This is a genomic window from Corynebacterium sp. HMSC14H10 (assembly GCF_001807105.1).
Lineage (GTDB): Bacteria > Actinomycetota > Actinomycetes > Mycobacteriales > Mycobacteriaceae > Corynebacterium > Corynebacterium jeikeium_D.
This window is the reverse complement of record NZ_KV787435.1, coordinates 1-26172: the sequence shown is the minus strand read 5'-3', so window position 1 is coordinate 26172 and position 26172 is coordinate 1. Positions and strand designations below refer to the sequence as shown.

Sequence of the window (26172 nt, the reverse complement as noted above, 5' to 3'; positions counted from 1 at the left end):
TCCCCTGTGCCCATCCGCTGACTGACCTACCATGGTGCCCATGAGCAACTACCGAGTCTGGGCCCCGTACGCTTCCGAAGTCCGTCTGCTGTTGGGCAATCCTGACGCGCCAGCGATTTTGGATATGCATCCCATCGCTGACGCGACCGATGACTACGGCGCCAACTCTGGTTGGTTTGAAGCTGATGTGGCTCGCACACCGGGGGATCGCTACGCATTTTCGCTGCGGGCACATGCGGGATACGGCGCGCCTGACGACGAATCGGGGGACCACTCCTCCCCCGCTGTCGGTGACTGGACAATACCGCTGCCAGATCCGCGTTCCCAGTCGCAGCCGGATGGTCCGCATGGTTTCTCCGAGGTCGTTGACCTGGGTGCCTATAAGTGGAAGGACTCGGCCTGGTCGGGCCGGATTCTGCCAGGAGGTCTGATTTATGAGCTGCATGTGGGCACCTTCAGCGATTCTGGTGATTTCGAAGGTTTGGTGGAACATCTAGACCATCTGATTGAGCTGGGGGTAACACATATTGAGCTGATGCCAGTGCAGCCTTTCGGTGGTGACCGTAATTGGGGCTATGACGGTGTGTCCTGGCACAGCGTGCACGAGGGCTACGGTGGCCCGCGGGGTCTACAGAAGCTGATTGATACGTGCCACCGAAAGGGTTTGGCTGTCATCTTGGATGTGGTCTTTAACCACTTTGGTCCAGACGGCAACTATGTGGGATTTTTCGGCCCCTACACCGCTGGTGGCTCGACGGGTTGGGGTGAGGTTGTCAATCTCACTGGCGACAACTCTGATGAGGTGCGTGCGTATATTTTGGATGCAGTGCGCCAATGGCTGGTGGATTACCACGTCGACGGTCTTCGTCTGGACGCAGTCCATGCCCTGCATGACGAGGGGGCATTCCACATTCTGGAGCAGATGCAGGTTGTCGCAGACACTGTCGCAGCCGAGACTGGTATTCCGCGTTCTTTGATTGCAGAGTCCGACCAGAATGATCCGCGTTTGGTCCGCCCGCGCGCTGCCGGCGGCTTTGGCCTCAACGCTCAGTGGGATGATGACGTCCACCATGCACTGCACACGCTAGTATCTGGCGAGGACCACGCCTACTACTCAGACTTTGGGTCGGTGGAAGCGCTAGCTAGTGCTTTGGAAACTGGCTTCTGGCATACGGGCACAATGTCGACGTTCCGTGGTCGCACTCATGGTCGTCTCTTCGACCTGTCTGTACAGCCCATGCATGCTTTCGTAACGTACACGACCACACATGATCAAACGGGAAACCGCGCTGTCGGTGACCGTCCGTCGATGAACCTCACCCCGGCGCAGCAGGTTTTAAAGGCAGCAGTTATCGCCTGCAGTCCTTTCACCCCGATGCTCTTCCAAGGTGAGGAATGGGGCGCCTCTACCCCGTTTGCTTTCTTCTGTTCCCATGAAGATCCGGAGCTGCAGCGGCTCACGCGCGAGGGACGCCTACGTGAGTTTGCCCGTGCCGGGTGGGATCCGAAGGAGGTATCCGACCCATCGGATCCAGAGACCTTCCACCACTCGAAGCTCAATTGGCAGGAGGTCTCGGAGGACTCGCACGCCACTATTCTGGCGGCCTACCGCGATCTCTTCGCGCTGCGGAAGTCCCACCCGTCGCTTCGCACTCCCTGGTCGGCATCTGTGGTGACTGAGTATGACGAGGACAATCGTTGCCTCGTCGTTGTGCGCAGCCAGGATGAGCGCGAAATGGGTGCCCGAAACTCGGATGCCTTTGAAACTGTCGCTTTGGTTGCGAATTTCTCCGACGCCGAAACCAGCGTCAGCCTGGATTCCGAGTTCGGTTCCGCCCACCTGCTACACACTTTTGAAGACGCAGCAGCCAGCATCGTCAATGACGAAGCTGCCGGTCCCGAAATCTCGCTTCCAGCGTGGGGCTACGCTGTCGTCTCGCTCAGCTAGTCAGCCGGACTTTCAGCCTCGGTGCCGGACTCTTCCTCATCCGCCGCACCCAACTCGGGTGCTGGCCACGGCAACTCGGTAACGTCACCGTGGAGGACGTGAGCCACCAACGCGTCTGCGATGAGAATATCGCTCATCACCAACGTCGGAACCAGGTCCGCCAGCTGAGCCCACATCGGAATCAGCTCACGGACAACGGCGACACTGGCATCAGAGTTCTCAGCCTGAGTACGAGCCAATACGCGGGCAGCCACTGCAATAAGCAGTGACGTTCCCGGCACCAGAGTCCAGTGCAGCGAAGGATCATCCGCATCGATGCCGTCGAGCTTGTGGAAGCGCACATTGACCGCCTTGCGCAGTCGTGGAGACGCCTTCGACACCGTCTTAAACAACACCCGAGAGGCGGCGGCAAGCTGGGTCATCACACCGGATTCCACAATCTCAGCACGATTGCGTACCACCTCGTAGATTGCGGTGAAGCGAGCGTCATCGTCGGTCAGCGGACCCGGAACCATGCGGTAAGGATCGAAGACCTGCGACAAAATAGCGCTGGCCTGTGCTTCAGGCAGCGAGGTAATCTGCACCGAGCTCTGGTCGATAGTAGCGGACTCCAGAGTGGTGTCCTGGCCGCTGGCAGCAATGTCCAGCAGTCCCTGGCCACCAGTTGTGCGCAGATAATCCAGCTGACGAGAACGGTCCACGCTCTCATCAGTGAGATCCGCTAATGCTGCCAATGCACCGAGCCACGGCACACGGCGACGTCCTGGCACTGGCTTAGTAGCGCTGAAGTCTCCCAGCACGAGTCCGGAGGCGATAAACATACCCGGCTGATCGTCGAGCGCGATAACTGAACGGTTCAACGCTGCCAGTCCGGCGCGTGGTTCGGCACACAAGATCGCACCCAACCTAGGTGCGGCCAGCAGCGGATTCGCCTGCGCCATGTCGGTTGCACGACCAGCGCGCAAGGTCGCCAGTAGCGTCCACAAACGTGCGAGCTGATCCTGATTTAGCTCGCCCCACAGTTCCTGCGCGCGAGCAACGGAATCGGTGTCCTCGCCATCGAGGTCGATAGCCTCTGCATCATCGACATGATTCAGAATGGTCGACCCGGCCGCCGGCCACTGCGGGTGGCGTTCCTTTTCCACACCGAGAGTCACCTGCGCGACGAATGGGCCGAGGCCGCGGAGCTCGTCGGGAAGCTCGCATTCGCCCTCCACGACTTCCAAGGCGACGGGTTCGCGCCACGGCTGACCGGCGGCCCAGAGCCACAGGGTCATCGGCAAGTGCGAAACGTCGTCAGCGACATCAACCTCGATGATGTCGGTGGCTTCATCGTTGAAGGCAATCTGGCGGATGGCATCGCGGGAGGAAGCCTCCACCAGTGGTACAGACAGGCGCTTCCGTCCCGTCACACGTGTCCAGTCCAAACTGATGCGCAGAGCCTTCAGTAGGGAGATACGGTCTGCAAACTTGCCGAACTCCGCGTAGCCAGTATCGCCGAAACGCTTGATGGGGACGCGACAGATGTCGCGCTCACCGCTGGAAACTGCAACATGCGCATGGCGCAACTCGCCCGGGGCATTGACGACAATCTTGCCGAAGGCATCGACACGCTTCGGGCGGGTGACCAATGTAGTGGTGCGGCGGGCGACGGATTCGTCGGCAAGCGGAACCTCAAACTGCAGCGTGCCTGGCGTGACCTGCAACTGCAGCCATGCGCCCTCCTCGGTGGAAAGCTCGACGGTACCTGTGACTTCGTCCGCCCCGAGGCGCACGATAGCCGGCTCGGCGTCAAGCGGCTTGTCACCGGAAACAACGCGGATGTCAGCGGGGCTCAGCCCGTCGATGGTTGGGATGCGGAAGCCGTCTCCACCACCGCTGTAAGTAATCGTGAGGTCTGCCTGCTCCGCAATGGCGAAGTGCTTCTGGAAGCTGCGGCCACGCGGATTGACCAGACGAACCACGAACTCGCCGACCCACGGGTAATCGTCATCGGTAAGAATCTCAACCTCGCCACCCGCGGCGGGTACCTCGAGGTCATAGACCATGACGGAATCCGTGGTAAACGCACCATATCCACCAAAATCGGTGACGATAGCACGCCAGGACTCGTCCTTACCGGACAGCGTCGGCGGGAACACAGCGACCGGACCACCGGCGTAAACCGGGGTGCCGTAGGCAGACACCGTGCCGTCGAGACGCGCGTGAGGCATGGTCATTCGCGGTTGACGCTGCGGGGATGCCGACCGAACCTCGCCGGCCGCCCCGGACCGACGAACCTGAACTGCATGAACATCGCGGAGATCGATCTCAGCGACTTGCCACAGCTCCCAGTTAAATGGGCGCGGGTCCGATAGCAATGGCACCTCAGCGCCTGTGACGGGGTCAACGAGTGTGGCATCAACCGGGTAGACCACCGTAGCGGACGTCGAGTGTAGCGAGACCTTGTCTGTGACTGACTGACCGTCGGCACCGAAAATGAGAATCGGGTCCTCAGTGCTAATCGCGGGGACTCGCCAGTGCTTCTCATCGCCGATTTCCACCAGCACATCGCGCACCGGCTCATCGATGGTCACCACTGGACGCGGCAGCGAATCCTGCAGGCCCACCACCGGCGTCGTTGCTACCGTGCCGCCGAAGGTGACACGCCAGGTCCGTCCCGCCGGATCCAGCGGCGTCGGTAGCTGTACGCCAACGGTCTGCGTCAGCTCATCGAAGTACAGCTGCGGGCGGCCGGTCGTTGCCACCACGCCCACGGCTTCACGACGATTCGCAGTACCCGCCGGACGCATACGCAGCTCTTCACGCGCAGCGGCCACCAGCATGGGCGGCAGCCCCGCATCGAGCTGGCCGAGTTCTTCCCGGGCCTCCCAGTTGGCCGGATCGGCAGCGGTGGCAATGGCGTAGCCGAGGGTTGCTTTAAACAACTTGTGCGCCTGACGAGGTGCCGTCCTGGCCAACTGACGCAGCGCCAGTGGGTAGACACCATCTTCCGCCTCTGCGATTTCGGTCAGCAGCTCCTCGAGCAGCGGATGAACCTTCGACAGCGCCTGTACCAGGTCATTTGATGAAGGGTCGGATAGCTCCGATACGCCCGCAAGCTCCTCACAGCGCTCGATAATCAGTGGCATCACTGATAGCTGCACACCCGCGTGCAGAAGAAGCACCTGCGCTGCCCGCTGCAGCGGATCCGCGTCGGCCTGGCTGCTGTCGACGTCGTTAGGCAAACCAGCATTGGCCAGCATTGTCGGCACTGCGGCGGCGAGGTGCTCGATGAGCGCGCCGGTAGTGTCAGCGTCTGGATCCAGCTGCAGAGCGGCTGGCCAGTCCAGCCACATTTCGCTTGCCGACGCAACACGCGCGGCGCGTCCTACCAGCGAGGCAAGGGTGACCAGCGGGTGATTGTCAACGACACTCTTCGCAGCTTCAATATCGGCAGCAGTACCACCCACCAGATGATGGGCCAGGAGCGTTCCCAGGAAGCGGTCGATACGCTCAACCTCGTCCATCGCCAGCCCTGACCAGACAAACAGTGGCTCAACTTTGGCCTGTGTGGCGGATTCCAGCAGACCCGGAATCCGGGTGGCCAGGTCCTGCTCTGCGGCAGCCAGCCACATTTCGACAATCACGGTATTTTCCACTCGGACACCCTGGTCGACACTGCTTGCCCCAGTCATAGTGGGTGGACGCTCCCCTTCGCTACAAAGCTTGCTCGAAAAGATTCATTTAATTAACGAAGCTGGGAGGACTTCCTCGGAGGTTTCCCAGCTGGACCCAGCAAGTCTAGGTCAAAAAGTCATACTCTGGTGTGCCGGGTACCAGTCGGCGGCACTTCAGCGGCGAGGCATCCATGCGTGCCAGCAATTCCTCGAGGTCAGAGGCACGACGTAGCTCAATACCGACAAGAGCCGCGCCAGTTTCGCGGTTGTTGCGCTTGAGGTACTCGAACTGCGAGATGTCGTCATCCGGGCCGAGAACATCGCTGAGGAACATACGCAGCTGGCCGGGCTTCTGCGGGAAGTTGACCAGGAAGTAGTGCTTGAGGCCGCGGTAGACCAGCGAGCGCTCCATGATCTCGGCATAGCGCAGCACGTCGTTATTACCGCCCGAGATGATGCAGACAACAACCTCGTCCGGTTCAAACTGCATCTGCTCCAGAGCTGCCACAGACAGCGCACCGGCCGGCTCAGCGATGATCCCTTCGTTCTGATAGAGATCCAGCTGCGCCTCACAGACCGCGCCCTCCGGCGCAATCATCGGATGAACGCGGTTGCGGTTGGCCTCCAGGATGTGCCATGGCAGGTCACCGAAACGGGCCACCGCGGCGCCATCGACGAACGGATCGGTGTGCCCCAGCGTAATCGGGCCATTGTTCTCCAGGGCTGCGCGCATGCAGGCCGCACCCGCAGGTTCCACACCCATGACCTGGGTGTTCGGCGACATATCCGACAGGTAAGAGGTGACACCGCTGAGCAGACCACCGCCACCGACCGGTACGCAGATGGTATCCAGAGTCAACCCCTGACCGGAGAGCTGCGCAATAATTTCAGCTGCGACAGTGCCTTGTCCGACGATGGTGTTGAAGGAGTCGAATGGCTCCACCATGGTGGCACCAGTGCGCTGTGCGTCAGCACGCGCCGCAGCGGCGGCCTCATCGAAGGAGTCCCCGACAACGACAATCTCAACGGCATCGCGGCCGTGGTAAGCGATACGGTCGCGCTTCTGCTTCGGCGTGGCATTGGGCACATAGATGCGCCCCTTAATACCCAGCTGGCGGCAGGCATATGCCACGCCTTGAGCGTGGTTTCCTGCAGATGCCGCAACGACGCCTGCTGCTCGCTCTTCGTCGGTAACCTGAACCATGGCGTTGTAGGCACCGCGAATCTTGTACGAGCGCACGTCCTGGAGGTCTTCCCGCTTGAGGAATACCTTTGCACCGGTGATTTCGGAAAGACGTGGGCTGAACTGCAGCGGAGTGGCCGCAATAACCGAAGAAATTCGTGCCTGCGCAATCTGAATATCGGCCGCGTGAACAAGTCGGCGTTCGGTCTGGGAAGCAGGCACAGAATTCTCACTCATGAGCTATGACTCTACTCGGTCATACAACCGGTTGCGACAATCAGGGCCGCGATAAGCTACCCCAAAATGCTGGCCCCAATCGTCGCCTTCAGATCACCAATCAAGCTGGCGTCCCGGTCGACCCGCAAGTGCTCGCCGAGAACCAAAGTGGTGTGGGAATCGCCGTCGACAAGCTTGAGGTAAACGTCGGAGTCGCCTGGGTTGTCCAGCAGTACTGACTTCAGCTTGGCAATCATCTCCGGAGTGCACTGATCAGTGCGCATGGTCAGACGCAGCGGCGCCGAAGTGGAGCCATTGCGACCAAGGTCCGGCAGCTTCAGGTCATCACAGACCACACTCATGCGGTCATCGCGGTACTGAACGCGGGCACGAATAAGCACGATGGCGTCTTCAGCAATGCTGGTGGCAATCATCGCGTAGGTTCTCGCAAAAGCCATAACTTCCACGCGCGCGCCGTTGTGGTCCTCAATACCGATAATCGCCCAGGGCTGGCCGTTCTTATTCACGCGACGGTCAACGCTAGAGACAATGCCACCAATAGTGATTTCGGTGTTGTTAGCGACTTCCCCACCGACGACCGTGGTCAAAGCGGTATCGGTCTGCGCGGCCAGCGATTCTTCGAACCCATCGAGTGGATGACCGGAGACATAGAGGCCCAGCATTTCTCGTTCCAGGGTCAGCTCGTGCTTGCGATCCCACTTTTCATCCGGCACACGGATTTCAAAGATGCTCTCCGATCCGGTGTCCTCTTCCCCACCGAAGCCCGCAAACAGGTCGAACTGTCCCTTGTCTGCAGCCTTCTTGGTCGACAGCACCGAGTCAATGGCCTCTTCGTGAATGAGCGCAAGGCCCTTTCGTGGGTGCCCCAGCGAGTCGAAAGCGCCGGCCTTAATCAACGACTCGGTGATGCGCTTGTTACACGGCAGCGTCTCAATCTTGTCCAGGTAGTCCGAGAACGACGTGAACTTGCCCTTCTCCTCGCGCGTCTTCACAATCGACGCGACCACATCATGGCCGACGTTGCGGATAGCGCCAAGGCCGAAGCGAATATCCTCACCGACCGGCTCGAAGTCCATACCCGACTCATTGACATCCGGCGGCAGCACCTTAATGCCAAGGTGTCGACAGTCCGACAGATAAATAGCCAGCTTGTTCTTATCATCCGCCACCGAGGTCAACAGCGCCGCCATGTACTCAGCGGTGTAGTTGGCCTTCAGATACGCGGTCCAGTAGGACACCAGGCCGTAGCCCGCCGCGTGAGACTTGTTAAACGCGTACGAGGCGAAGGGCAGAATAATATCCCACAGCTTCTGGACAGCATCCTTAGAGAAACCATTTTCCAACATGCCGCCTTCGAAGTTCACGAACTCCTTGGCCAGCACCTCGGGCTTCTTCTTACCCATGGCCTTACGGAAACCATCTGCTTGGCCCGCGGTGTAATTCGCCAGCTTCTGCGAGATCTTCATGATCTGCTCCTGGTACACGATCAGGCCGTGTGTTTCTTCCAGGATTTCTTTCAGCTGCTCATCCAGTTCCGCGTGGATGGCGTTATAAGGCTTGCGACCATTCTTAATATCCGCGTAGTCAAAGTGCGCGTTCACACCCATCGGCCCCGGACGGTACAGCGCCAGCGATGCCACGATGTCGTCGAAGCCCGTTGGCTGCATGCGTTTGAGCAGCTCACGCATTCCGCCACCATCGAGCTGGAACACACCGAGGGTGTCACCGCGCGACAGCAGCTCATAGACCTTCGGATCATCGGTCTGAAGGTCATCGAGCAGAACTGTCTCGCCTCGGTTGGACTTGATGTGCTCAATACAGTCACCGATAACCGTCAGGTTTCGAAGACCCAGGAAGTCCATCTTCAACAGACCGATGGCCTCACACGCCGGATAGTCCCAGCCAGTGATAATCGCGCCGTCAGCCTGTCGCTTCCACATCGGGATGTGATCCAAGAGTGGCACCGACGCCATCACCACGGCACAGGCGTGCACGCCGGTCTGCCTAACGACGCCCTCGAGACCACGAGCTGTCTCGTAAATTCGAGCCACATCCGGGTCGGTTTCAATAAGCTGTCGGACCTCGGCTGCCTCGCCGTAGCGTGGGTGCTCCGGGTCGACGATGCCGCTCAGCGGAATGTCCTTAGCCATAATCGCAGGCGGCAGCGCCTTAGTAATGCGGTCTGCGATCTGGTAACCCGGCTGACCGAACTGCACACGCGCCGAGTCCTTCAGAGCCTGCTTGGTCTTCACCGTACCGAAGGTGACCACCTGCGCCACCTTGTCTTCGCCCCAGCGATCGGCCGCGTAGCGAATCATTTCATCGCGGCGGCGGTCGTCGAAGTCGATATCGATATCCGGTGCGGACGGACGTTCTGGGTTCAGGAATCGCTCGAAGAGCAAACCGTGTTCAATCGGGTCAATATTCGTAATCCACGTCGCATACGCGACCAGGGAACCGGCAGCGGAACCACGCCCCGGACCGACCTTGATGCCCACCTCGCGGGCATGGCGAATAAGCTCCGCCACGATGAGGAAGTACGACGGGTAGCCCTTACCGTCAATAACCTCAATTTCGTACTCCGCGCGCCGGATGTACTCCTCCGGTACTTCGCGCCCCTCAAAGCGCTTGCGCAGCCCCTCCATCACGTTGTGATGCAGCCATGTCGTCGGCGTTTCCCCTTCCGGAACGTCCGCCTTCGGCATGCGATCGTGCGGGTGCTCTTCCCACAGCTCGTCGTAATCCTCGACGCGTTCCGCGATGAGCAGCGTGTTATCACAGGCACCCGGGACTAGATGATCCCAGGTCGCGCGCATTTCTTCAGCGGACTTAATAAAGTAGCCGTCACCGTCGAACTTAAAACGGTCCGGGTCATTGAGCGTCTTACCCGTCTGCACACAGAGCATGGCCTCGTGAGCCTTGGCCTGGTCACGGGTGACATAGTGACAGTCATTCGTAACCAGTGGCGGCAGGTTCAGCTTCCGGCCAATCTCCAGTAACTCACTTCGCACACGGGTCTCAATATCCAGCCCGTGATCCATCAGCTCAAGGAAGTAGTTTTCCTTGCCGTAGATGTCCTGCCACATTCCGGCGGCCTGCAGAGCCTCGTCGAACTGCCCCAGACGCAGACGCGTCTGCACATCACCCGACGGGCAACCAGTGGTCGCGATAATGCCCTCGGCGCGTTCCGCCACCAACTCGGCATCCATACGCGGGTACTTACTAATCTGCCCCTCATACGACGCCATCGACGACAGGTAGAACAGGTTCCGCAGACCCTGCGCATTCGCAGCCAACATGGTCTGGTGCAAGTAGGAACCGCGACCCGAGACGTCATCTCGACGCTGATGCGGCTCACCCCACTGAATGCGCTTTTTATTAAAACGGCTCTCCGGCGCCATATATGCCTCAATGCCGATGATTGGCTTGATGCCCTTGGACTTCATCTGCCGATAGAACGCATTCGAGCCAAACATATTGCCGTGGTCGGTGACACCGACCGCAGGCATTCCCTGTCGCGCAACCTCGTCGGCAAGCAAATCAATCTTCGCCATACCGTCGAGCATGGAGTACTCGGTGTGATTGTGGAGGTGCACGAAGGAGGAGTTAGCCATGAGTCCAGATTGTAGACAATCCCCCGGATTGAACACGATTCCATCGAACACCCAAAATGAAGCAGCCCCTTATGCCTGCACAGTTATAGCTAAAGACGTGTGCAACATCACTCTTACTTTTCCTTTACTTTTCAAAACCAGTTGACAATACTCGACATCACAGTTCGTGAGGAAGTCCTCATATTTCCTCGCGACCATAGAGAAACACACTGCCCTCGAGCAAAGAACCAAAGGAGCAATACAGTGTTCGCACCACTTTCCGATGGCCACTTCACCTACTTCCCCAAGCCCGAGCTTGACGAGGTTCTTGCAACCATCGACCGCCGCCCAGTTGCCGCCGGCTACCTCATCGATGGCGATGTCATCACCTCCAACATGGATGCCGCCCGCTACAGCTGGCTGGTCTAAAAGGGCGCAGACCTGGAAAATTCTGACTTTCTTTTCAAAATCAAAGACAGTACAGGTTTTCAATGATTACGTTTTAGGGCATGAAACTTTCTCGAGCTTCTGCCCCGGAGTCCTCGGACACATCCCGCCCGGCTCCGACATCGATGTCTCACCTGCCTGAAGCGCTGCCGCCACAGACGCCCCAGACAGCCCGCCCGCCACTAGCTACCGACACGCTGCTTAACTGCACTTCCCTTCCTGCAGTCGTCGTCGACCTCGCGGCGGTCGAAGCCAATGCCCGCGATATGCTCCGCCGTGCAAACGGGATGCCTATCCGCGTGGCCTCGAAATCGATTCGCATTCCACAGCTTATTTCGCACGTCCTGGCCTTCCCCGGTTTCCAGGGCGTGCTGGCATATTCACTGGCAGAGGCGCTGTACCTATTCCGAGAAGGCATTAGCGACGACATCGTCGTCGCCTACCCAACACTTGACGCCCGCGCTATCTCAGAGCTTGCCGACGATGATGCAGCGCGTGCCGCCATCTGCGTCATGGTTGACCGTCCCGAGCATCTGGAGGCGCTGGCGTCGTCGGCAAGCGAAAATGCGCCAATCCGCGTGTGCATGGACGTCGACGCATCCTTTCGTCCCCTCCCCGGCGTGCATATCGGTACGCTGCGCTCAAGCCTGTTCTCGCCGAAGCAGGCAGCGGCGTTTGCCAAGCAGATCATTGCCCACCCGGAGCTGCAGCTGGCCGGAATCATGATGTATGAGGGACACATTGCCGGAGTGGGCGATGCCGGAAACTCCCTGCGTGCGCGCGCAATTCGAGTGATGCAGGCCGTCTCAAAGAAGGAATTGGCAAAGCGCCGCGCGAAGGTTGTCGCTGCAGTCGAGAAAGTGGCGGGGCCGCTGGAGTTTGTCAACGGTGGTGGCACGGGGTCGCTGGAGTCGACGTGCGCCGAGGCCGCAGTCACCGAGGCAGCGGCGGGGTCGGGGGTCCTGGCACCAACCCTCTTCGATAACTATCGCGCATTCAATCTGCGCCCGGCGTCCTGGTTTGTGTTGCCGGCGACGCGACGCCCTAAGAAGGGCGTGGTCACGGTGTCCGGCGGTGGTCGAATTGCCTCTGGACCGGCGGGAGCTGACCGGCTGCCAACCCCCTGGTACCCCACTGGCCTGCGCTACGCGGCAGAGGAAGGACCAGGTGAGGTGCAGACTCCGCTGCTCGGCAAGACCGCCGACGCAATTTCGCTGGGAGATCCCGTGTGGTTCCGCCACGCCAAGGCCGGCGAAATAGCCGAGCACACACAAGAAGTCATTGCAGTTCGAGATGGCGCCATCATCGCCCACTGGCCCACGTACCGAGGAAAGGGATTGATCTTCACATGAGCAATTCACGCAACAACGCCCGCTTCACAGTCTCTACAGTTGAGTCCCGCGTACCACGCGTACGTCGGCGTGCGCAGGCAAAAGCCGTCGCCAACTCTCATTGGAGCAATTGGGCGCACACGCAATCGTGCACCCCGTCCTACACTCATCAGCCGCACGATGATGAGGGCGTTATCTCGGTAATTAAAGCGGCGAAGACCGAAGGAACTACGGTGCGCCCGCTAGGGGCCGGTCATTCTTTTACTTCCGTGGCCACCACCGATGGGCACCGCATTCAACTCGACCGCTGCTCTGGTCTGGTCGAACTCGACGCCGCCAACCAGACCGCCACGCTGCGTGCCGGCACTCGCCTGCGCGACACTCCAGGTATTCTGCGCCCGCTCGGTTGGGCACTTCCCAACCAGGGCGATGTCGATCCGCAGTCGCTGGCCGGTGCTATCTCTACTGGCACACACGGCACCGGGCTTGGATTCACCGGCTTCGCAGGCACCGTGAAAGGATTCAAGATTGTCACCGCGGATGGCGTCGTCAGGCACTGCCATCCGGACGCTGAGGGAATCGACGGCGAGCTCTACCGCCTCGGACGGCTGGGACTGGGTGTCTTCGGCGTGCTTACGGAGGTCACGATGTCCGTCGTGCCAGCGTTTGATCTGCACGCCGACGAGCACCGCGAAGAGTTTGATTCCCTGCGCAAGAGTTTCGCCGAGCGCTGCAAAGAAGCTGACCACCTGGAGTTTTTCTGGTTCCCGGGACAGCGCGAGACGCTGGTCAAGCACAATACTCGCATTGAACCGCAGCGCCACCGCCGCCCGAGCCGCAATAGCCTGAAGCAGCGCCTGGGCAGCGCGCGTACGTATCTTAACGACGAAGTCGTCAACAACATGGGACTCTTGGCGTGCTGCGAGATTGCTAAGGCCATTCCCGCTACGACCGATACCATCAACCGGATTGCCACCAACACCGTGCCAGAGCGCAGCTACTCCAATGAGGCGCACAAGGTCTTTGTCTCGCCGCGCCGAGTGCGTTTTTCCGAGATGGAGTACTCCGTCCCGCTCGAGGCCGCTTCCGATGTCCTCGGGGAAATCCGCGACGCGATTGCCCGCAAGAGGATGAAAGTCTCCTTCCCCATCGAGGTGCGCTCCGCGAAAGCCGATGATGTGGCCCTATCCACTGCGTACGGTCGCGACAGTGCCTACATCGCCATCCACCGCTACTGGAAGGAAAATTATCGAGAGTACTTCAACCTCATCGAGCCGATTTTCAAGGCCCACGAAGGTCGCCCGCACTGGGGCAAATTGCACACGCTTCGCGCGGAGGATTTCGCGGAACGTTATCCGCTGTTCGGCGAGGTCCAGGCACTACGGGAAAAGGTCGACCCGCAGGGAATCTTCCTCAACGAGCACCTGCGCGAACTTTTCTGCTAATTATCTGCCGGCTTTACGACGTCCCGGGTAACCGCCCCATCCGTCTGGTCGGCGGCATCGGCGGAAACCGGGGCCGGTTCAACACCGGCCTTGTGGAGTTCCCGGCGTACCCGACGCTGCCGGCGCATCTTCAGGATGAGGTCGCAGATGAACAGCGCGACGGCACCCCAGATGATGAAGAATCCGATCCAGCGCTCCGGTTCGAGCTCCTCGCCCAGCACAGTGACTGCCAGGGTGATTTGGAGAACCGGAGTGAGGTACTGCATCAGACCCAAGGTGGCCAGCGGCAGGCGTTTGGCACCTTCGCCGAAGAGCAGCAACGGAATGGCGGTAGCAACACCGGCGCTCATCATGAGCAGCGTGTGGCCTGTTCCTTCGGAGCTAAACGTGCTCTGCCCGTTGTAGGTCAACCAGAGGATGTAGGCCAGAGCAATCGGTGTGATTACGGCGGACTCGGCCGTCAGCGAAGCTGCGGAGGAAAGCGATACCCGCTTCTTCATTAGTCCGTAAAAACCGAAACTGAACGCCAGCGCCAGCGCACCCAACGGCGGATGTCCCACACCAATTGTGAGAACAATGACCGCAATGGTTGCCAGGATGACACTGCCGAGCTGCAACCGCGAGATGCTTTCACGGAAGAAAATCATCGCCAACAAAACGCTGACCAGCGGGTTGATGAAGTAGCCGAGCGCGGCCTCCGCCACCTGCCCATTGTTGACCAGGTAGACGTACACACCCCAGTTGACGGAGATCAACAGTGCGGCAATAAAAATAGTGCCCCAGGTCTTGGCACTCGCGGCCTTCAGCTCTGGCCATGCGCGCATGAAGCTGAGGGCAATGACCATAAAGACAAGGGTCCAGACGAATCGGTGCGCCAAAATCTCTACGGCCCCTGCTGGTTCCAGCAAGGGGAAATAGAGCGGAAACAGCGCCCACAAAAGGTACGCACCGAATGCCTGAATCACTGTTGACTGACTCCTTTTCGTTCTTGTTGAAACTGACTGCGTACTGGCGGCAGAGTTCTAGCCGCTTCATCCTAGTCGTTTGGATTTAGGACACTTAGTTCTGGTTTCTATTAGTTCTGGCCGCTTAGTTCTGGCTCAGCCCTGGCGCAAAGAGCGGATCTTTATCCGTGAAGCCGGAACTCAGCACCGGGCGAATACCAAAGCGGCCACGCGCCGCATCTGATGGCAGCGCCTCGACAGCTTTCACATCGGGCATTTTTTTGACATCCATCAACGATTCAGCGTCACCATAGACCAGTAACCCGTTGAAGCCGAGCCGTTCGTCGTCAATCGCGACGTCCGCGTAAGCAGCCGCTAACTCCAGCTGATCTTGCAGCAGCTTTTCTTCGCTAGCTGTTTTACTCGGCTGCGGCAAATACCGGGTGCTCACACCGCCGATGATTGCAGTCGATACTCGCAGAGAGGGCTCTTTTTCATAGACCTGTGCCGCTTCTTGCGCATCAAGCAGCCGATCAAAAGTCACCATCGCCCAGAACTTCGGGTCCTCCACGACTGGCTGGCCTGTCTTTAGCCGGTGGTCCTCTTTCTTCATATTCTCGAGGGACTTGTCGGCACGCTCTACGTACTGCTCGGTTGCTTCCCACGGGTCCGGGCCGAGCGCATCGCCGTTGAGGTTCTGCGGCTTGCTTACCCGATCGGAGGTCGAAGCGACTGCTAACACAATCACCAATACGACAACACAGAAACCAGAGATTAGTGCCATCACTGGCGAAATACTGCCGTCACCAGTGCTTTTCGCACGAGTTTCACGGCGTGGTGGGGTCTTGGATCCCGATGGGGTCTGCGTCATGCGCTCTGCCTCAAAACTTCCAATGCGTGGTTCAAATCATCTGGGTATGGACATTCGATTTCCATCCAGCGACCATCTGCCGGATGGTGGAAACCAAGCGAGACCGCGTGAAGCCACTGGCGGTTGAGCCCCAGCCGCTTGGCCAATGCCGGATCAGAACCGTACATGGGATCGCCGCAGCATGGGTGATTCAGCGCAGAGAAGTGCACGCGAATCTGGTGCGTACGCCCAGTTTCTAGATTCACCTTCAGCAGCGTTGCTGGGGCGAAGGCCTCAAGCGTTTCGTAGTGCGTCACAGCATGCTTGCCATCCTGGCGGACGGCAAAGCGCCAACCCGCCGACGGATGACGGCCAATCGGCGCATCAATTGTCCCGGACAGCGGATCCGGATGCCCCTGAACCAGAGCGTGATAGGTCTTGGACACCTCACGGTTTTTGAACGCCCGCTTGAGCACGGAGTAGCCCCGTTCGGAGCAGGCGACAACCATCACGCCAGAGGTGCCAACATCGAGGCGATGCACGATGCCTTTTCGCTCGGGCGGACCGGAGGTAGAAATGCGGAAACCAGCAGCCGCCAGTCCGCCGATAACCGTTGGGCCTTCCCAACCGACTGACGGATGTGCGGCCACACCGACAGGCTTGTGAACAGCCACCAAATCGGAGTCGTGGTAGAGCACGTCCATGCCCTCGACGAGTTCCTCTTTGGGAACCAATGGCTTTTCCACCGGCGGCAACAACACAGAGAGGAAAGCGTTTTCTTCCAATCGGTCGGACTTGCCAACGCTCACGCCATCGACCGTGATGTCCCCAGCCGCTGCCAAATCAGCCACCGCTGTGCGCGAGAGCCCCAACAACTTAGCCACACCGGCGTCTACCCGCATACCAGCCAAGCCCGGTGGAACGGGCATCTGCCGGGTTTCTCGGTCGGGCTGGTGCGCTCCCCCGAGTGCTGCACCACCATTTACTGCATTGTCGTTCACTGCTGTCCTCCCTCCGCCGACTGCTTCTGATCCTGCTGAGCAGATTTCTTCTCCGCTGCAATCTGATCAGCGAAGAGATCCGGCTCCTTGGAAAAAACCATCCAGATAACGAGGATAATAACGCCCACAGTAATCGCGGAGTCCGCGATATTAAATACGGCAAAACCCTTAACCGACAGGAAATCGACGACGTGGCCGACGTAGAAACCGGGTTCCCGAAACAGCCTATCGATGAGGTTGCCCAGCGCACCACCAGCAATAAGCCCCGCTGCAGTCGCCGATATAGGACTGCGCAGCCAATGGGAAAAGCACATCACAGCCAGGATGTAAACCAGCTGCAACGTGGTAAAAACCCAGGTGGCGTTCGTGCCAAAGGAAAAGGCTGCACCGGGGTTAAAAACGAGCCGCAACTCGAAGAGATCGCCAATGACCTGCACCGCAGGACGGCCATCGAGAGTCTTCAAAGCGATAATCTTGGTCAGCTGATCAATGATCGCAACTGACACAATAACCGCAGCGAGAATCCCCCGCCGCGGGAAATATGTCCTCGTTTCCTTCTTAGTCACTGTCCCATAATGGCCTAACAAACCCATATTCAGCCAACTGACACCGCCCGGGTGGTTCATATCCACCACGAAACCGGTACGCTAACCGGTGTGACTCGACGTTTCCAATCTCAGTTTGTTCCGGCCTCCTCTGCTTTACGACGTGCAGGAGGCACCACCTCCTCGTGGTTCCGTCGACCTAGCCGCAGCGACCAGCCTGGTCACACCAAGCGTGGCCTGCTGGAGAGGGTCGGCACCGCTGTTGTTGCCGCTACCACTGTGGTGTCATTGGCCGCGTGCTCGTCGGAAAGCTCGGTGGAAACGCAACCCGTGGACGTTGCACAACCCAAGGTCGAATTGACCAGTGCTGGTAGCGGTGAGCTGGCGAGCGTGCGCTGGAAGGACGACGGTGCAGAGCAGGAGTCGACCGTGGCGGTGACGCAGGGCTTCGCGCAGCGTGGCGGAAACGCCGATAGCGACCAGACGTTCCCGGACACCCGCCTGGAAATCCCCCTGACCAGCACTGTTACCAGCGATAACGATACTCGTGTGGTGACGTCAGAGGTGGGTAAACCCCACGGCTCCAACGATGAGCTGAATGAGGATATCGCTACCGCACAGGGCTTTATCTCTGATTGGTCAACAACAGCCACTGGTGAGGTCAAGGAACTCAAGCTGGGAGCGCCGGAGAAGGCGACCGACACCGCTCGCGCTGGTGTGGAGATGGCGCTGCAGCAGCTGCATTCCGTACCTATCGTCTTCCCTTCCGAGGACATCGGAAAGGATGCGACCTGGACGGTCGAAAGCGAGGTCGAAGGCCAGACCACGATGACGCAGAAGGTGACCTATACCCTGCTCAGCCGTGCGGGCGACATTGTTAATTTGAAGGTCGATGTCAAGCAGGTGCCGACCGTCACGGAGTTGGACACTGGCGGAGAGGGTGCACTGAAGGTTGTCGAGGCCACGACTGACATGCTTGCCGACCGCGTCACCATCGACCTGACTAAGCCCCTTCCGATGAAGGGCAACATCGACTTTGTGACCTCCGTGACCTACGGCGACGGCAACTCCGATGTGCGCATCACTCAGCAGACGCACCGCGGGCTGGAGTTTAAGGACGGCAGCGAGTCGAAGAAGTAGCCCAGAGCCCAGAAGAAATAGCTCTGGCCAGCGCAAGGTTAGAAGACGAGAAAGTGTCTAGGTTTATGTCACTTTTCTTCCCAAAAAATGGGCGGAACTGTCATAAACCTAGACACTTTCTTTTGTCTGCCCCAGTGCACCCGACCGGGCTAGGCTGTGATGCCTGGGCCAACGGCACCTAAGCCGGTGGAGGCGGAGGAGGCGCGTCCTCCGCCGGAGCCGGAGCTGGCGGTGGCGGGACCTCCTCAGCCGGCGGTTCAGGCGCGGGTGGCGGAACTTCCTCAGCGGGTGGTTCGGGCGCCGGAGCCGGGGCTGGCTCCTCGACCGGTGCTGGGGCCTCCTCAACCGGAGCCTCTTCAACTGGGGCTTCTTCCTCCGGCTCAGGTGGCGGCGGAGGGGTTTCGCCCGGCGCGAGGCAGAACCCAGGCTTGTGCTCCGGATCAAGCGTCGATGCCAGGTTGCAGGCCCATTCCTTGCTCAGCATCCAACGGCCATCCCTGTAAATGAAGTCCACCTGATCCACGAGCATCGGATCTTCCTCCGGGCGGAGGATATTGACACCGGCTACGGCCTGCTTCGTCGTGAAGCCGGGCGTAATCGGATCAATGACATCAAAGCTGATTTCCTGCTCATTGGCACTATTGGTGACAATGTCGAAGAAATCGCCGGCAGTATCGCCGTCCTCAATGGTCAGCGCCTTTTCCTCGATAGGTAAATCGGGGTTGATAAGGCGTGCGAGGACGTCGTTAAGCTCTGCGCGCGTCGGCAGCATGATGACGGGTTCCGCCGAGCTGGATGTCTTCGATTCAGTCGTCGGCGCTGCAGTATTGCCACCACCGCAGGCAGCTAGCCCAAGTGCGCTGACCGAGACCATCGCCGCTACTGTCACACCACGCGCTGTGCGCCAACGCATTCCGCTAACGCGCTGGTTGCAGGGGACTTTCATATGTGCACTACTCCAATAAAATCTGCATGAAGATTCGCTGGCTTCACGCCTTCCATAATCCTACACAAGGCCAAAACATCGCCTGGGTAAGATGGTGGACATGTCGACTCAGGATTATTCCCCGGCTAGCTCGACCTCGTCTAGCACGGCCTCCCCTCGCCGAATCGTTGTCATCACCACCGGCGGCACCATCGCCTGCACCACGGATCGCAACGGTGCGCTAACCCCGACCATCTCGGGCACGGAGCTCGTCGCCGCGGTCGCGCAGCGTTATCCAGAGGGCATGTTAGAGCTAGAGGTTCGTGAGCTTGGGATGCTGGACTCGTCGAATCTCGCGTTCACCGACGTTGACCGTATTCTCGCCACTATTCACGAAGTGCTTGACGACGACTCCGTGGACGGTGTCGTCGTAACTCATGGCACGGACACGATGGAGGAAACGGCCATGGCTGCCGATATTTTCCATGCTGACTCGCGTCCGGTTGTCTTTACTGGTGCACAACTTCCCTATGATCATCCGGAAACCGACGGACCGGGGAACCTCTTTGAGGCCGTGACCATTGCTTCCGATGCCTCTGCGCAGGGAATTGGCGTTCTTATTGTCTTTGGCCACGCAGTCTTGCCGGTACGAGGTGCGACGAAGTGGCACACAACCGATCCTTTGGCTTTTGCCACTAATGCACCGGAGGAGCCGGTTCGTCCAGATCCGCTGCCTCTGGCGGCTTTGGCGGGCTCGAAGGTAGAGATTATCCCCGCCTACTTGGGTGCAGATGGATCACTGCTGGATTCGGCAGTCGCCGCCGGTGCACGCGGCATTGTCGTAGAGGGCCTGGGGTCGGGCAATGTCTCCGATGAGTTTGCCGCTGCCATTGACCGGGCCATTGCCGCTGATGTGACCGTCGTGATGGCAACGCGCGTCCCGCGTGGTGATGTCCACGCCGCCTACGGCGGTGCCGGTGGCGGTGCGACGCTAGCTCGGCACGGTGTGATTAGCGCTGGTTGCGTGCATGCACCGCAGGCGCGCATCATTCTCGCCGCCGCGCTGGCTGCGAATGTGCATCCGCAGACGCTGTTCTAATTCACGCCTCGATGATGCGGATGATTTTCGCCGGGTTTCCAGCCACGACTACGCCCGCGGGAACGTCCTTAGTCACCACGGCACCCGCGGCGACCACGGAATTGTCGCCGACGTGTACACCGCCCAGGATGATGGCTCCGCCACCGATCCAGGCATTGCGTCCGATGATGATTTCATCTCCAGACTCTAGATAAGCGGCGCGGGCCTCAGCTCCCAGTGGGTGTACTGGTGGAAGAAGCTGCACGTTGGGCCCGAGCTGCGCGTAGTCGCAGATTGTCACCTTCACCACGTCAAGTGCGGTGAGCCCAAAGTTGATGAAAACGTTGTCGCCGATGTGGATGTTATCGCCGTAGTCCAGGTAAATGGGCGGGCGAACGGTGCTGCTCTCTCCGAAAGACCCCAATGCCGGTGCCAGCACTTGCTGTGCTGCCTGCTGGTTTTCGCGGAACGCGACCTCAAATTCAGCAGCCACCTGGCCAATTCGCACGTTCAGAGCCTGCGATTCCGGATGGTCCGCGATATACCACTGACCGTTTAACATGCGCTGGCGGTTATCCAGACCGTCGTCGGGAAGTGTGGTCGACGGATTCGGATCTCGATCGGTGTTGCGCAACGAGGCGCGGCGAGCTGCCTCGAGCTCTGCAATGCGGGATTCGGTAGTCATAGTGCCCCAATTTACGGACAGCGCATAAACAGAGCGCCGCGAACGGCATCGAGGCAGGCAACCGCATCACGCATCCGCGTCGGGGCCGAGTTCGTCTTCGCTTTCCCGCTCAGGTTGCGGCAAGTCGAGAGCTGCTGCTTCGTCGGATGCCAGCCACTCCGGCCAGTCCAAACTGCACACCGCAGAGCACGGGCGCAGCTCCGGGTCGTCTTCCTTCAGCGTGATCATGCGCCCGGGGCCGCTGGTGCGGCTTTCAAAGCGGACAGTCACAATCCCGTGGCCCGACCCCTGCACCCAACCATGTCCATACTCGCTGTGGTGTACGTCCGAGGTGGGTGCCCACTTGGAGTCGGAAAGCCGAACGGTCGGCAACGCACCGGTTCCAGATAGCTCGACCAGGCCGGCGGGAGCGTCGGAAAGCGCAGGTGCTGGCACTCGATCTTCGACGGTGATTGCGCGGTCGAGCTCAGGAAACAGGACTTCTTGTATGTGCGAATCCAGCCCGGAGAAACCGACGCCCACCAATCGCACTGGGCCGACCTCCGCGGGCGTGAACGCGATTCGGTGCGCCACCGCCATGAGGGTGTCGAAATCCTGTGTGGCGTAGGCGAGCGTCTCAGATCGGGTATGGATGCTCAGGTCAGACAGACGCACCTTGCAAGTGATGGTGCGAGCACCACGGCCATCTTTTTTGAGCCGTCGAAATGCGGACTCACCTGCGCGATCGACGGCGGTGTGGAGCTGGGCCTGCGACTCCAAATCCTCAGGATAGGTGTACTCCGCCGATACAGACTTGGCGACATCGCGCTCCTTAACCGGCCGATCGTCCGTCCCCTGCGCCAGCTGCCACAGCATCACACCGGTTTTGGATGTCAGCGAAACCTCGACATCGCGCTGGGACATGGCGGCAAAATCACCGATCGTCTCCACGCCCAGCGTGTGCAGTTTCGCAGCGGTGACAGGGCCAATACCCCAGAGCTTCTCTACCGGCAATGGGTGTAGAAGCTCGTGATTGCGTGCGGGGTCCAGCACGTACACGCCATCGGGTTTCGCCAGGCCGGAAGCAATTTTCGCGAACTGCTTGCCCGCGCCCGCGCCTATCGACGAGGCCAAGCCGGTCTCCCGCCGGATATCTGTCCGCAGCTGCTCCGCCCAGGCAATGACCTGCTCCTTCGAGGCTCCCTGAAGCTCTTCGGGTTCCATGAAAGCCTCGTCGACGCTGAGCTGCTCGACCACGGGCACGCGCTCGCGGATTACAGAGAACACGCGGCGCGACACCGGCCCGTAGATGCCCTTGCGCGCGCTGACCGTCACTGCGGTCGGTGGCATGAGACGACGTGCGCGAGCCATCGGCATAGCCGAGTGCGCGCCGTACGCGCGGGCCTCATAGGAGGCACCGGCGACCACACCTCGACCGCCCAGTCCGCCGACGAGGACTGGCCGCCCGCGCAGAGTCGGGCGGGTGAGCTGCTCGACGGACGCGAAGAACGCGTCCATGTCGATGTGCAGAACCCACCGCCCGGAAGTCGGCATAGAGATTACTCTCCCCTACTGCTTGGCAATATCCGCCGAGCAGCCGTCCGCCACGTCGTAGCTCAGCGACTCTCCGCCAGCGACGACCTCGAAAGCGGTTGCGAGAACCTCGCGGGCGATGAGGTCAGCGTGGCGGTTGGCCCACTCCTCACGCTCGGCCGGCACCTGCAACTTCACCGAAATGCGGTCGGTGACCTCAAGGCCAGCGTTCTTGCGGGCATCCTGCAGACCACGGATGCGGTCAGCGGCCCAACCGCGGGACTCCAGGTCCTCGTCGAGCTCAGTGTCGAGCACAACCAGGCCATTGACGCCGTCGACCTCAGCGGTGGAATCCGGCGAGATCGCGACCAGGTTGCGGGTGTACTCGCCCTCCTGCAGCGGAATGCCATCGGCGACAACCGCGCCGTCGACAACCTCATAGTTGCCAGACTTCACAGCCTTAATGACCTTCTGGACGTCCTTACCCAGGCGCGGACCGGCCACGCGAGCGTTGACGGAGACCTCGAATCGTCCCACCGAGTCCACGTCGGAGGTGAACTCCACCTTGTCGACGTTGACCTCGGAGGAAACGATGTCGGTGTACTCACGCAGACGCTCGGCATCCGGGAATGCCAGGGTCAGCTTCTTCAGCGGCAGGCGGTTACGCAGCTGGTTGGCCTTGCGGATGCGCGATGTTGCCGAGCAGACATTGCGGACAATATCCATGGACTCAACGAGTTCGTCATCGGTCGGCAGCTTGTCGACGTCCGGCCAATCCTCCAGGTGCACCGAGCGGCCGCCAGTGAGCGAGCGCCAGATGACCTCGGTGGCCATCGGCAGCAGCGGAGCAGCCACGCGGGTGAGAACCTCCAGCACCGCGTACAAGGTATTGAAGGCCTCTGGGTGCTTGACATCGCCGGCCCAGAAGCGGTCGCGGGAGCGACGCACGTACCAGTTGGTCAGTGCGTCACAGAACTGACGGACCTCATCGGTGGCAGCAGCAATGTCAGTGTTGTCCAGGCATTCAGTGACAGCACGGACGGTTGCTGCAAGCTTGGCCAGGATGTACTTGTCCAGGATGTTGTCGGAGTCTACCGACCACTCGGCCGGTTTGGAAGCGTAGAGCTGCAGGAACGAGTATGCGTTCCACATCGGGAGCAGCGCCTGGCGCACGCCCTCACGAATGCCCTGCTCGGTGACAATCAGGTTGCCGCCGCGCAGAATCGGGCTGGACATGAGGAACCAGCGCATGGCGTCGGAGCCGTCGCGGTCGAAGACCTCGTTGACGTCCGGGTAGTTGCGCTTGGACTTACTCATCTTGTTGCCGTCATCGCCCAACACGATGCCGTGGGCGACGACCTTCTTGAACGCCGGGCGGTCGAACAGTGCAACCGACAGGACGTGAAGCAGGTAGAACCAGCCGCGGGACTGGCCGATGTATTCCACAATGAAGTCGGCCGGTGCGTGGGACTCGAACCACTCCTTGTTCTCGAACGGGTAGTGGAACTGCGCAAACGGCATGGAACCGGAGTCGAACCAGACATCCAGGACATCCGGGACGCGGCGCATCATGGACTTACCTGTCGGGTCGTCCGGGTTCGGGCGCACCAGCTCGTCAATCTCCGGGCGGTGCAGTGTGGTCGGGCGAACGCCGAAGTCCGCCTCCAGCTCATCGAGGGAACCGTAGACGTCGACACGCGGGTACTCGTCGTTGTCGGAAACCCACACCGGAATAGGCGATCCCCAGTAGCGGGTACGGGAGATGTTCCAGTCACGTGCGCCCTCGAGCCACTTGCCGAACTGACCGTCGCGGACGTGCTCCGGCATCCACTCAATCTCGTTGTGGTTGAGCTCCACCATGCGCTCGCGGATCTTGGTAACGGACACAAACCAGCTCGGCAGTGCCATGTAGATCAGCGGCTCGCCCGAACGCCAGGAGTGCGGGTAGGAGTGCTCGATGGTGCGGTGCTGGACGACGCGGCCAGCGGCCTTCAGGTCACGGATGATGTCCTTGTTGGCGTCAAAGACCAACTTGCCCTGGTACTCCGGCACCTGTGAAGTGAACTTACCGTCCATGTCCACCGGAATGATGACATCAATGCCGTATTCATTACAGGTGTTCATATCGTCTTCACCGAAGGCCGGCGCCTGGTGGACCACACCAGTACCGTCCTCGGTGGTGACATAGTCCGCCACCATAATCTGGAAAGCGTTCGGGTGATCTGCGAAGTAGTCGAAGATCGGCTGATAGGTCAGGCCTTCCAGGTCAGCACCAGCGAAGGTAGCCACGACCTCGTGTTCCTTGCCCAATTCCTTGGCGTAGGCACCAATCAGTGCTTCTGCCAGCAGGAAGGTCTTACCTGCAAACTCCGGCACGGAGGAATCCTCGCCGACCTTAACTACGGCGTAGGTGACCTTCGGGTTCACGGCCAGACCAAGGTTGGACGGCAGCGTCCACGGCGTGGTGGTCCAAGCGATAGCCGCAGTGTCAGCGAGCACCGGGTTGTCCGCCAGCGTCTTCTCCGCTGCCGAGCCTGCCTTGGCGCCGGTGAACGGGAAGGTCACGGTCAGGGTCGGGTCCTGCCGCATCTTGTAGGAGTCATCCAGGCGGGTCTCCTGGTTGGACAGCGGGGTGTGCTCTGCCCAGGAGTACGGCAGCACGCGGAATCCCTGGTAGACCAGGCCCTTGTTGTAGAGCTCCTTGAAGGCCCAAATCACGGACTCCATGTAACTCATGTCCATGGTCTTGTATCCGCCGTCAAAATCAACCCAACGCGCTTGACGAGTGACATATTCCTTCCACTCGCCCGCGTACCGCAACACCGACTCAGCGCAGTACTTGTTGAAGTTAGCCAGACCCATTTCCTCGATCTGGCCCTTGTCCTTAATACCGAGCTGCTTCTCTGCCTCCAGCTCAGCCGGAAGACCGTGGCAGTCCCAGCCGAAGACGCGACCAACCTGGTAGCCACGCATGGTCTTGTAACGAGGGACGATGTCCTTGACGTAACCGGTCAGCAGGTGACCGTAGTGCGGTAGACCGTTGGCGAACGGCGGGCCATCATAAAAGACGTATTCGTCAGCACCATCACGCTGATCGATAGAGGCCTGGAAAGTGCTGTCCTTGCCCCAGTACTCCAGAACCTTTTCCTCCAGTTCCGGAAACTTCGGGCTGGAGGTGTACTTACCAAAGTCAGCAGTGCGCGGATACGCGCCACCTGCCGGAGTGGCCTCAGCAGAGGCATTTACATCGTTCGAATTAGACACCGTTTCTACGTCACTTCCGTGGTCGAACATCATTAATACTCACCACGGGGACGCATGCCTAGCCCCTTCAGCGTTGTTACTGGTGACGCTGAAAAGGAGTCTCGCGCGGTACCACCCCGCTTGGCATCACGCTTTACGACGGTTCTTGCGAACAAGAACCATGCGGCTTCACGCGATAGCCCGCTTATTTAATAAGGCTTTGTAACGGTGCCAAACCGTTCGGTTCTACTGGGCCCATTTTCTACTGGACTGTTCTTCCGAAACGCTCCCCGGTGATGGCCGGCTCATTGCGCGTATGGGTGTCAGTATAGCAGTGTCTCAGGCAACTACTACAACCCTGACCGGAACAAAGAATGCGGGTTAAGTAAAGAAAAGTGTGTCCGCA

17 protein-coding genes are annotated in these 26172 nt (G+C 59.8%); 6 read left to right on the top strand and 11 right to left on the bottom strand.

Features of this window, described 5'->3' with window-relative positions:
* The first annotated feature begins 31 nt into the window (after window positions 1-31).
* Window positions 32-1948, top strand: coding sequence for a malto-oligosyltrehalose trehalohydrolase (gene treZ / locus HMPREF3135_RS07300; protein WP_049190434.1), 1917 nt, complete (start codon window positions 32-34; stop codon window positions 1946-1948).
* Here treZ and HMPREF3135_RS07295 read toward each other — a convergent pair.
* From HMPREF3135_RS07295 to dnaE, 3 genes are all read right to left on the bottom strand, one after another.
* A complete protein-coding gene (locus HMPREF3135_RS07295; RefSeq protein WP_070438929.1) occupies window positions 1945-5625 on the bottom strand; it encodes a hypothetical protein in 3681 nt (1226 codons plus the stop codon). The genes treZ and HMPREF3135_RS07295 overlap by 4 nt on opposite strands.
* 106 nt (window positions 5626-5731) lie before the next feature.
* The gene (gene ilvA / locus HMPREF3135_RS07290) at window positions 5732-7027 is read right to left on the bottom strand and encodes a threonine ammonia-lyase IlvA (RefSeq protein WP_049190440.1); all 1296 of its coding nucleotides are present in this window, start codon (window positions 7025-7027) and stop codon (window positions 5732-5734) included.
* 56 nt (window positions 7028-7083) lie between these two features.
* Window positions 7084-10641, bottom strand: a complete 3558-nt coding sequence (dnaE, locus tag HMPREF3135_RS07285) for a DNA polymerase III subunit alpha (RefSeq protein WP_016422978.1) — start codon at window positions 10639-10641, stop codon at window positions 7084-7086.
* A gap of 243 nt (window positions 10642-10884) precedes the next feature.
* Here dnaE and HMPREF3135_RS11400 point away from each other — a divergent pair, with 243 nt between their 5' ends.
* The 3 genes from HMPREF3135_RS11400 (at window position 10885) to HMPREF3135_RS07275 (ending at window position 13843) form a co-directional block, all read left to right on the top strand.
* The gene (locus HMPREF3135_RS11400; protein ID WP_016422979.1) at window positions 10885-11049 is read left to right on the top strand and encodes a hypothetical protein; all 165 of its coding nucleotides are present in this window, start codon (window positions 10885-10887) and stop codon (window positions 11047-11049) included.
* Window positions 11050-11129: 80 nt separating this feature from the next.
* Window positions 11130-12419: an alanine racemase gene (locus HMPREF3135_RS07280; RefSeq protein ID WP_070438926.1), complete on the top strand. Its 1290-nt coding sequence runs from the start codon at window positions 11130-11132 to the stop codon at window positions 12417-12419.
* Window positions 12416-13843, top strand: a complete 1428-nt coding sequence (locus HMPREF3135_RS07275; protein WP_048734784.1) for a D-arabinono-1,4-lactone oxidase — start codon at window positions 12416-12418, stop codon at window positions 13841-13843. Before HMPREF3135_RS07280 ends, HMPREF3135_RS07275 begins: the two co-directional genes overlap by 4 nt.
* Here the strand turns inward: HMPREF3135_RS07275 and rarD are convergent.
* The 4 genes from rarD to lspA all read right to left on the bottom strand — a co-directional run bounded on the left by rarD (window position 13840) and on the right by lspA (window position 17204).
* Entirely contained in the window at window positions 13840-14808 is a 969-nt protein-coding gene (gene rarD / locus HMPREF3135_RS07270; protein ID WP_070438923.1) for an EamA family transporter RarD, read from the bottom strand. The genes HMPREF3135_RS07275 and rarD overlap by 4 nt on opposite strands.
* Window positions 14809-14932: 124 nt before the next feature.
* A complete protein-coding gene (locus HMPREF3135_RS07265) occupies window positions 14933-15658 on the bottom strand; it encodes a hypothetical protein (protein ID WP_049193997.1) in 726 nt (241 codons plus the stop codon).
* Entirely contained in the window at window positions 15655-16566 is a 912-nt protein-coding gene (locus HMPREF3135_RS07260) for an RluA family pseudouridine synthase (protein ID WP_042389388.1), read from the bottom strand. Before HMPREF3135_RS07260 ends, HMPREF3135_RS07265 begins: the two co-directional genes overlap by 4 nt.
* Window positions 16567-16634: 68 nt before the next feature.
* Window positions 16635-17204 carry a signal peptidase II gene (lspA, locus tag HMPREF3135_RS07255; RefSeq protein WP_049193998.1) on the bottom strand — a complete coding sequence of 190 codons (570 nt, stop codon included), beginning with the start codon at window positions 17202-17204 and terminating at the stop codon, window positions 16635-16637.
* 90 nt (window positions 17205-17294) lie between these two features.
* On the opposite strand from lspA, the gene HMPREF3135_RS07250 reads away from it, so the two are divergent.
* Window positions 17295-18323, top strand: coding sequence for a hypothetical protein (locus tag HMPREF3135_RS07250; RefSeq protein ID WP_246818320.1), 1029 nt, complete (start codon window positions 17295-17297; stop codon window positions 18321-18323).
* A gap of 178 nt (window positions 18324-18501) precedes the next feature.
* Here HMPREF3135_RS07250 and HMPREF3135_RS07245 read toward each other — a convergent pair whose 3' ends face one another.
* Window positions 18502-19236, bottom strand: a complete 735-nt coding sequence (locus tag HMPREF3135_RS07245) for a WKL family lipoprotein (protein WP_224433258.1) — start codon at window positions 19234-19236, stop codon at window positions 18502-18504.
* Between the two features lie 124 nt (window positions 19237-19360).
* Here HMPREF3135_RS07245 and HMPREF3135_RS07240 point away from each other — a divergent pair, with 124 nt between their 5' ends.
* A complete protein-coding gene (locus HMPREF3135_RS07240) occupies window positions 19361-20347 on the top strand; it encodes an asparaginase (protein ID WP_070438917.1) in 987 nt (328 codons plus the stop codon).
* Window position 20348: 1 nt separating this feature from the next.
* Here the strand turns inward: HMPREF3135_RS07240 and HMPREF3135_RS07235 are convergent, their stop codons facing one another.
* From HMPREF3135_RS07235 to ileS, 3 genes are all read right to left on the bottom strand, one after another.
* On the bottom strand, window positions 20349-21011 hold the full coding sequence (locus HMPREF3135_RS07235; protein WP_080969604.1) for a DapH/DapD/GlmU-related protein: 663 nt from the start codon (window positions 21009-21011) through the stop codon (window positions 20349-20351).
* 66 nt (window positions 21012-21077) lie between these two features.
* On the bottom strand, window positions 21078-22544 hold the full coding sequence (locus HMPREF3135_RS07230; RefSeq protein ID WP_049190455.1) for a DNA polymerase IV: 1467 nt from the start codon (window positions 22542-22544) through the stop codon (window positions 21078-21080).
* A gap of 15 nt (window positions 22545-22559) precedes the next feature.
* A complete protein-coding gene (ileS, locus tag HMPREF3135_RS07225; RefSeq protein WP_083280635.1) occupies window positions 22560-25820 on the bottom strand; it encodes an isoleucine--tRNA ligase in 3261 nt (1086 codons plus the stop codon).
* Window positions 25821-26172 lie beyond the last annotated feature (352 nt).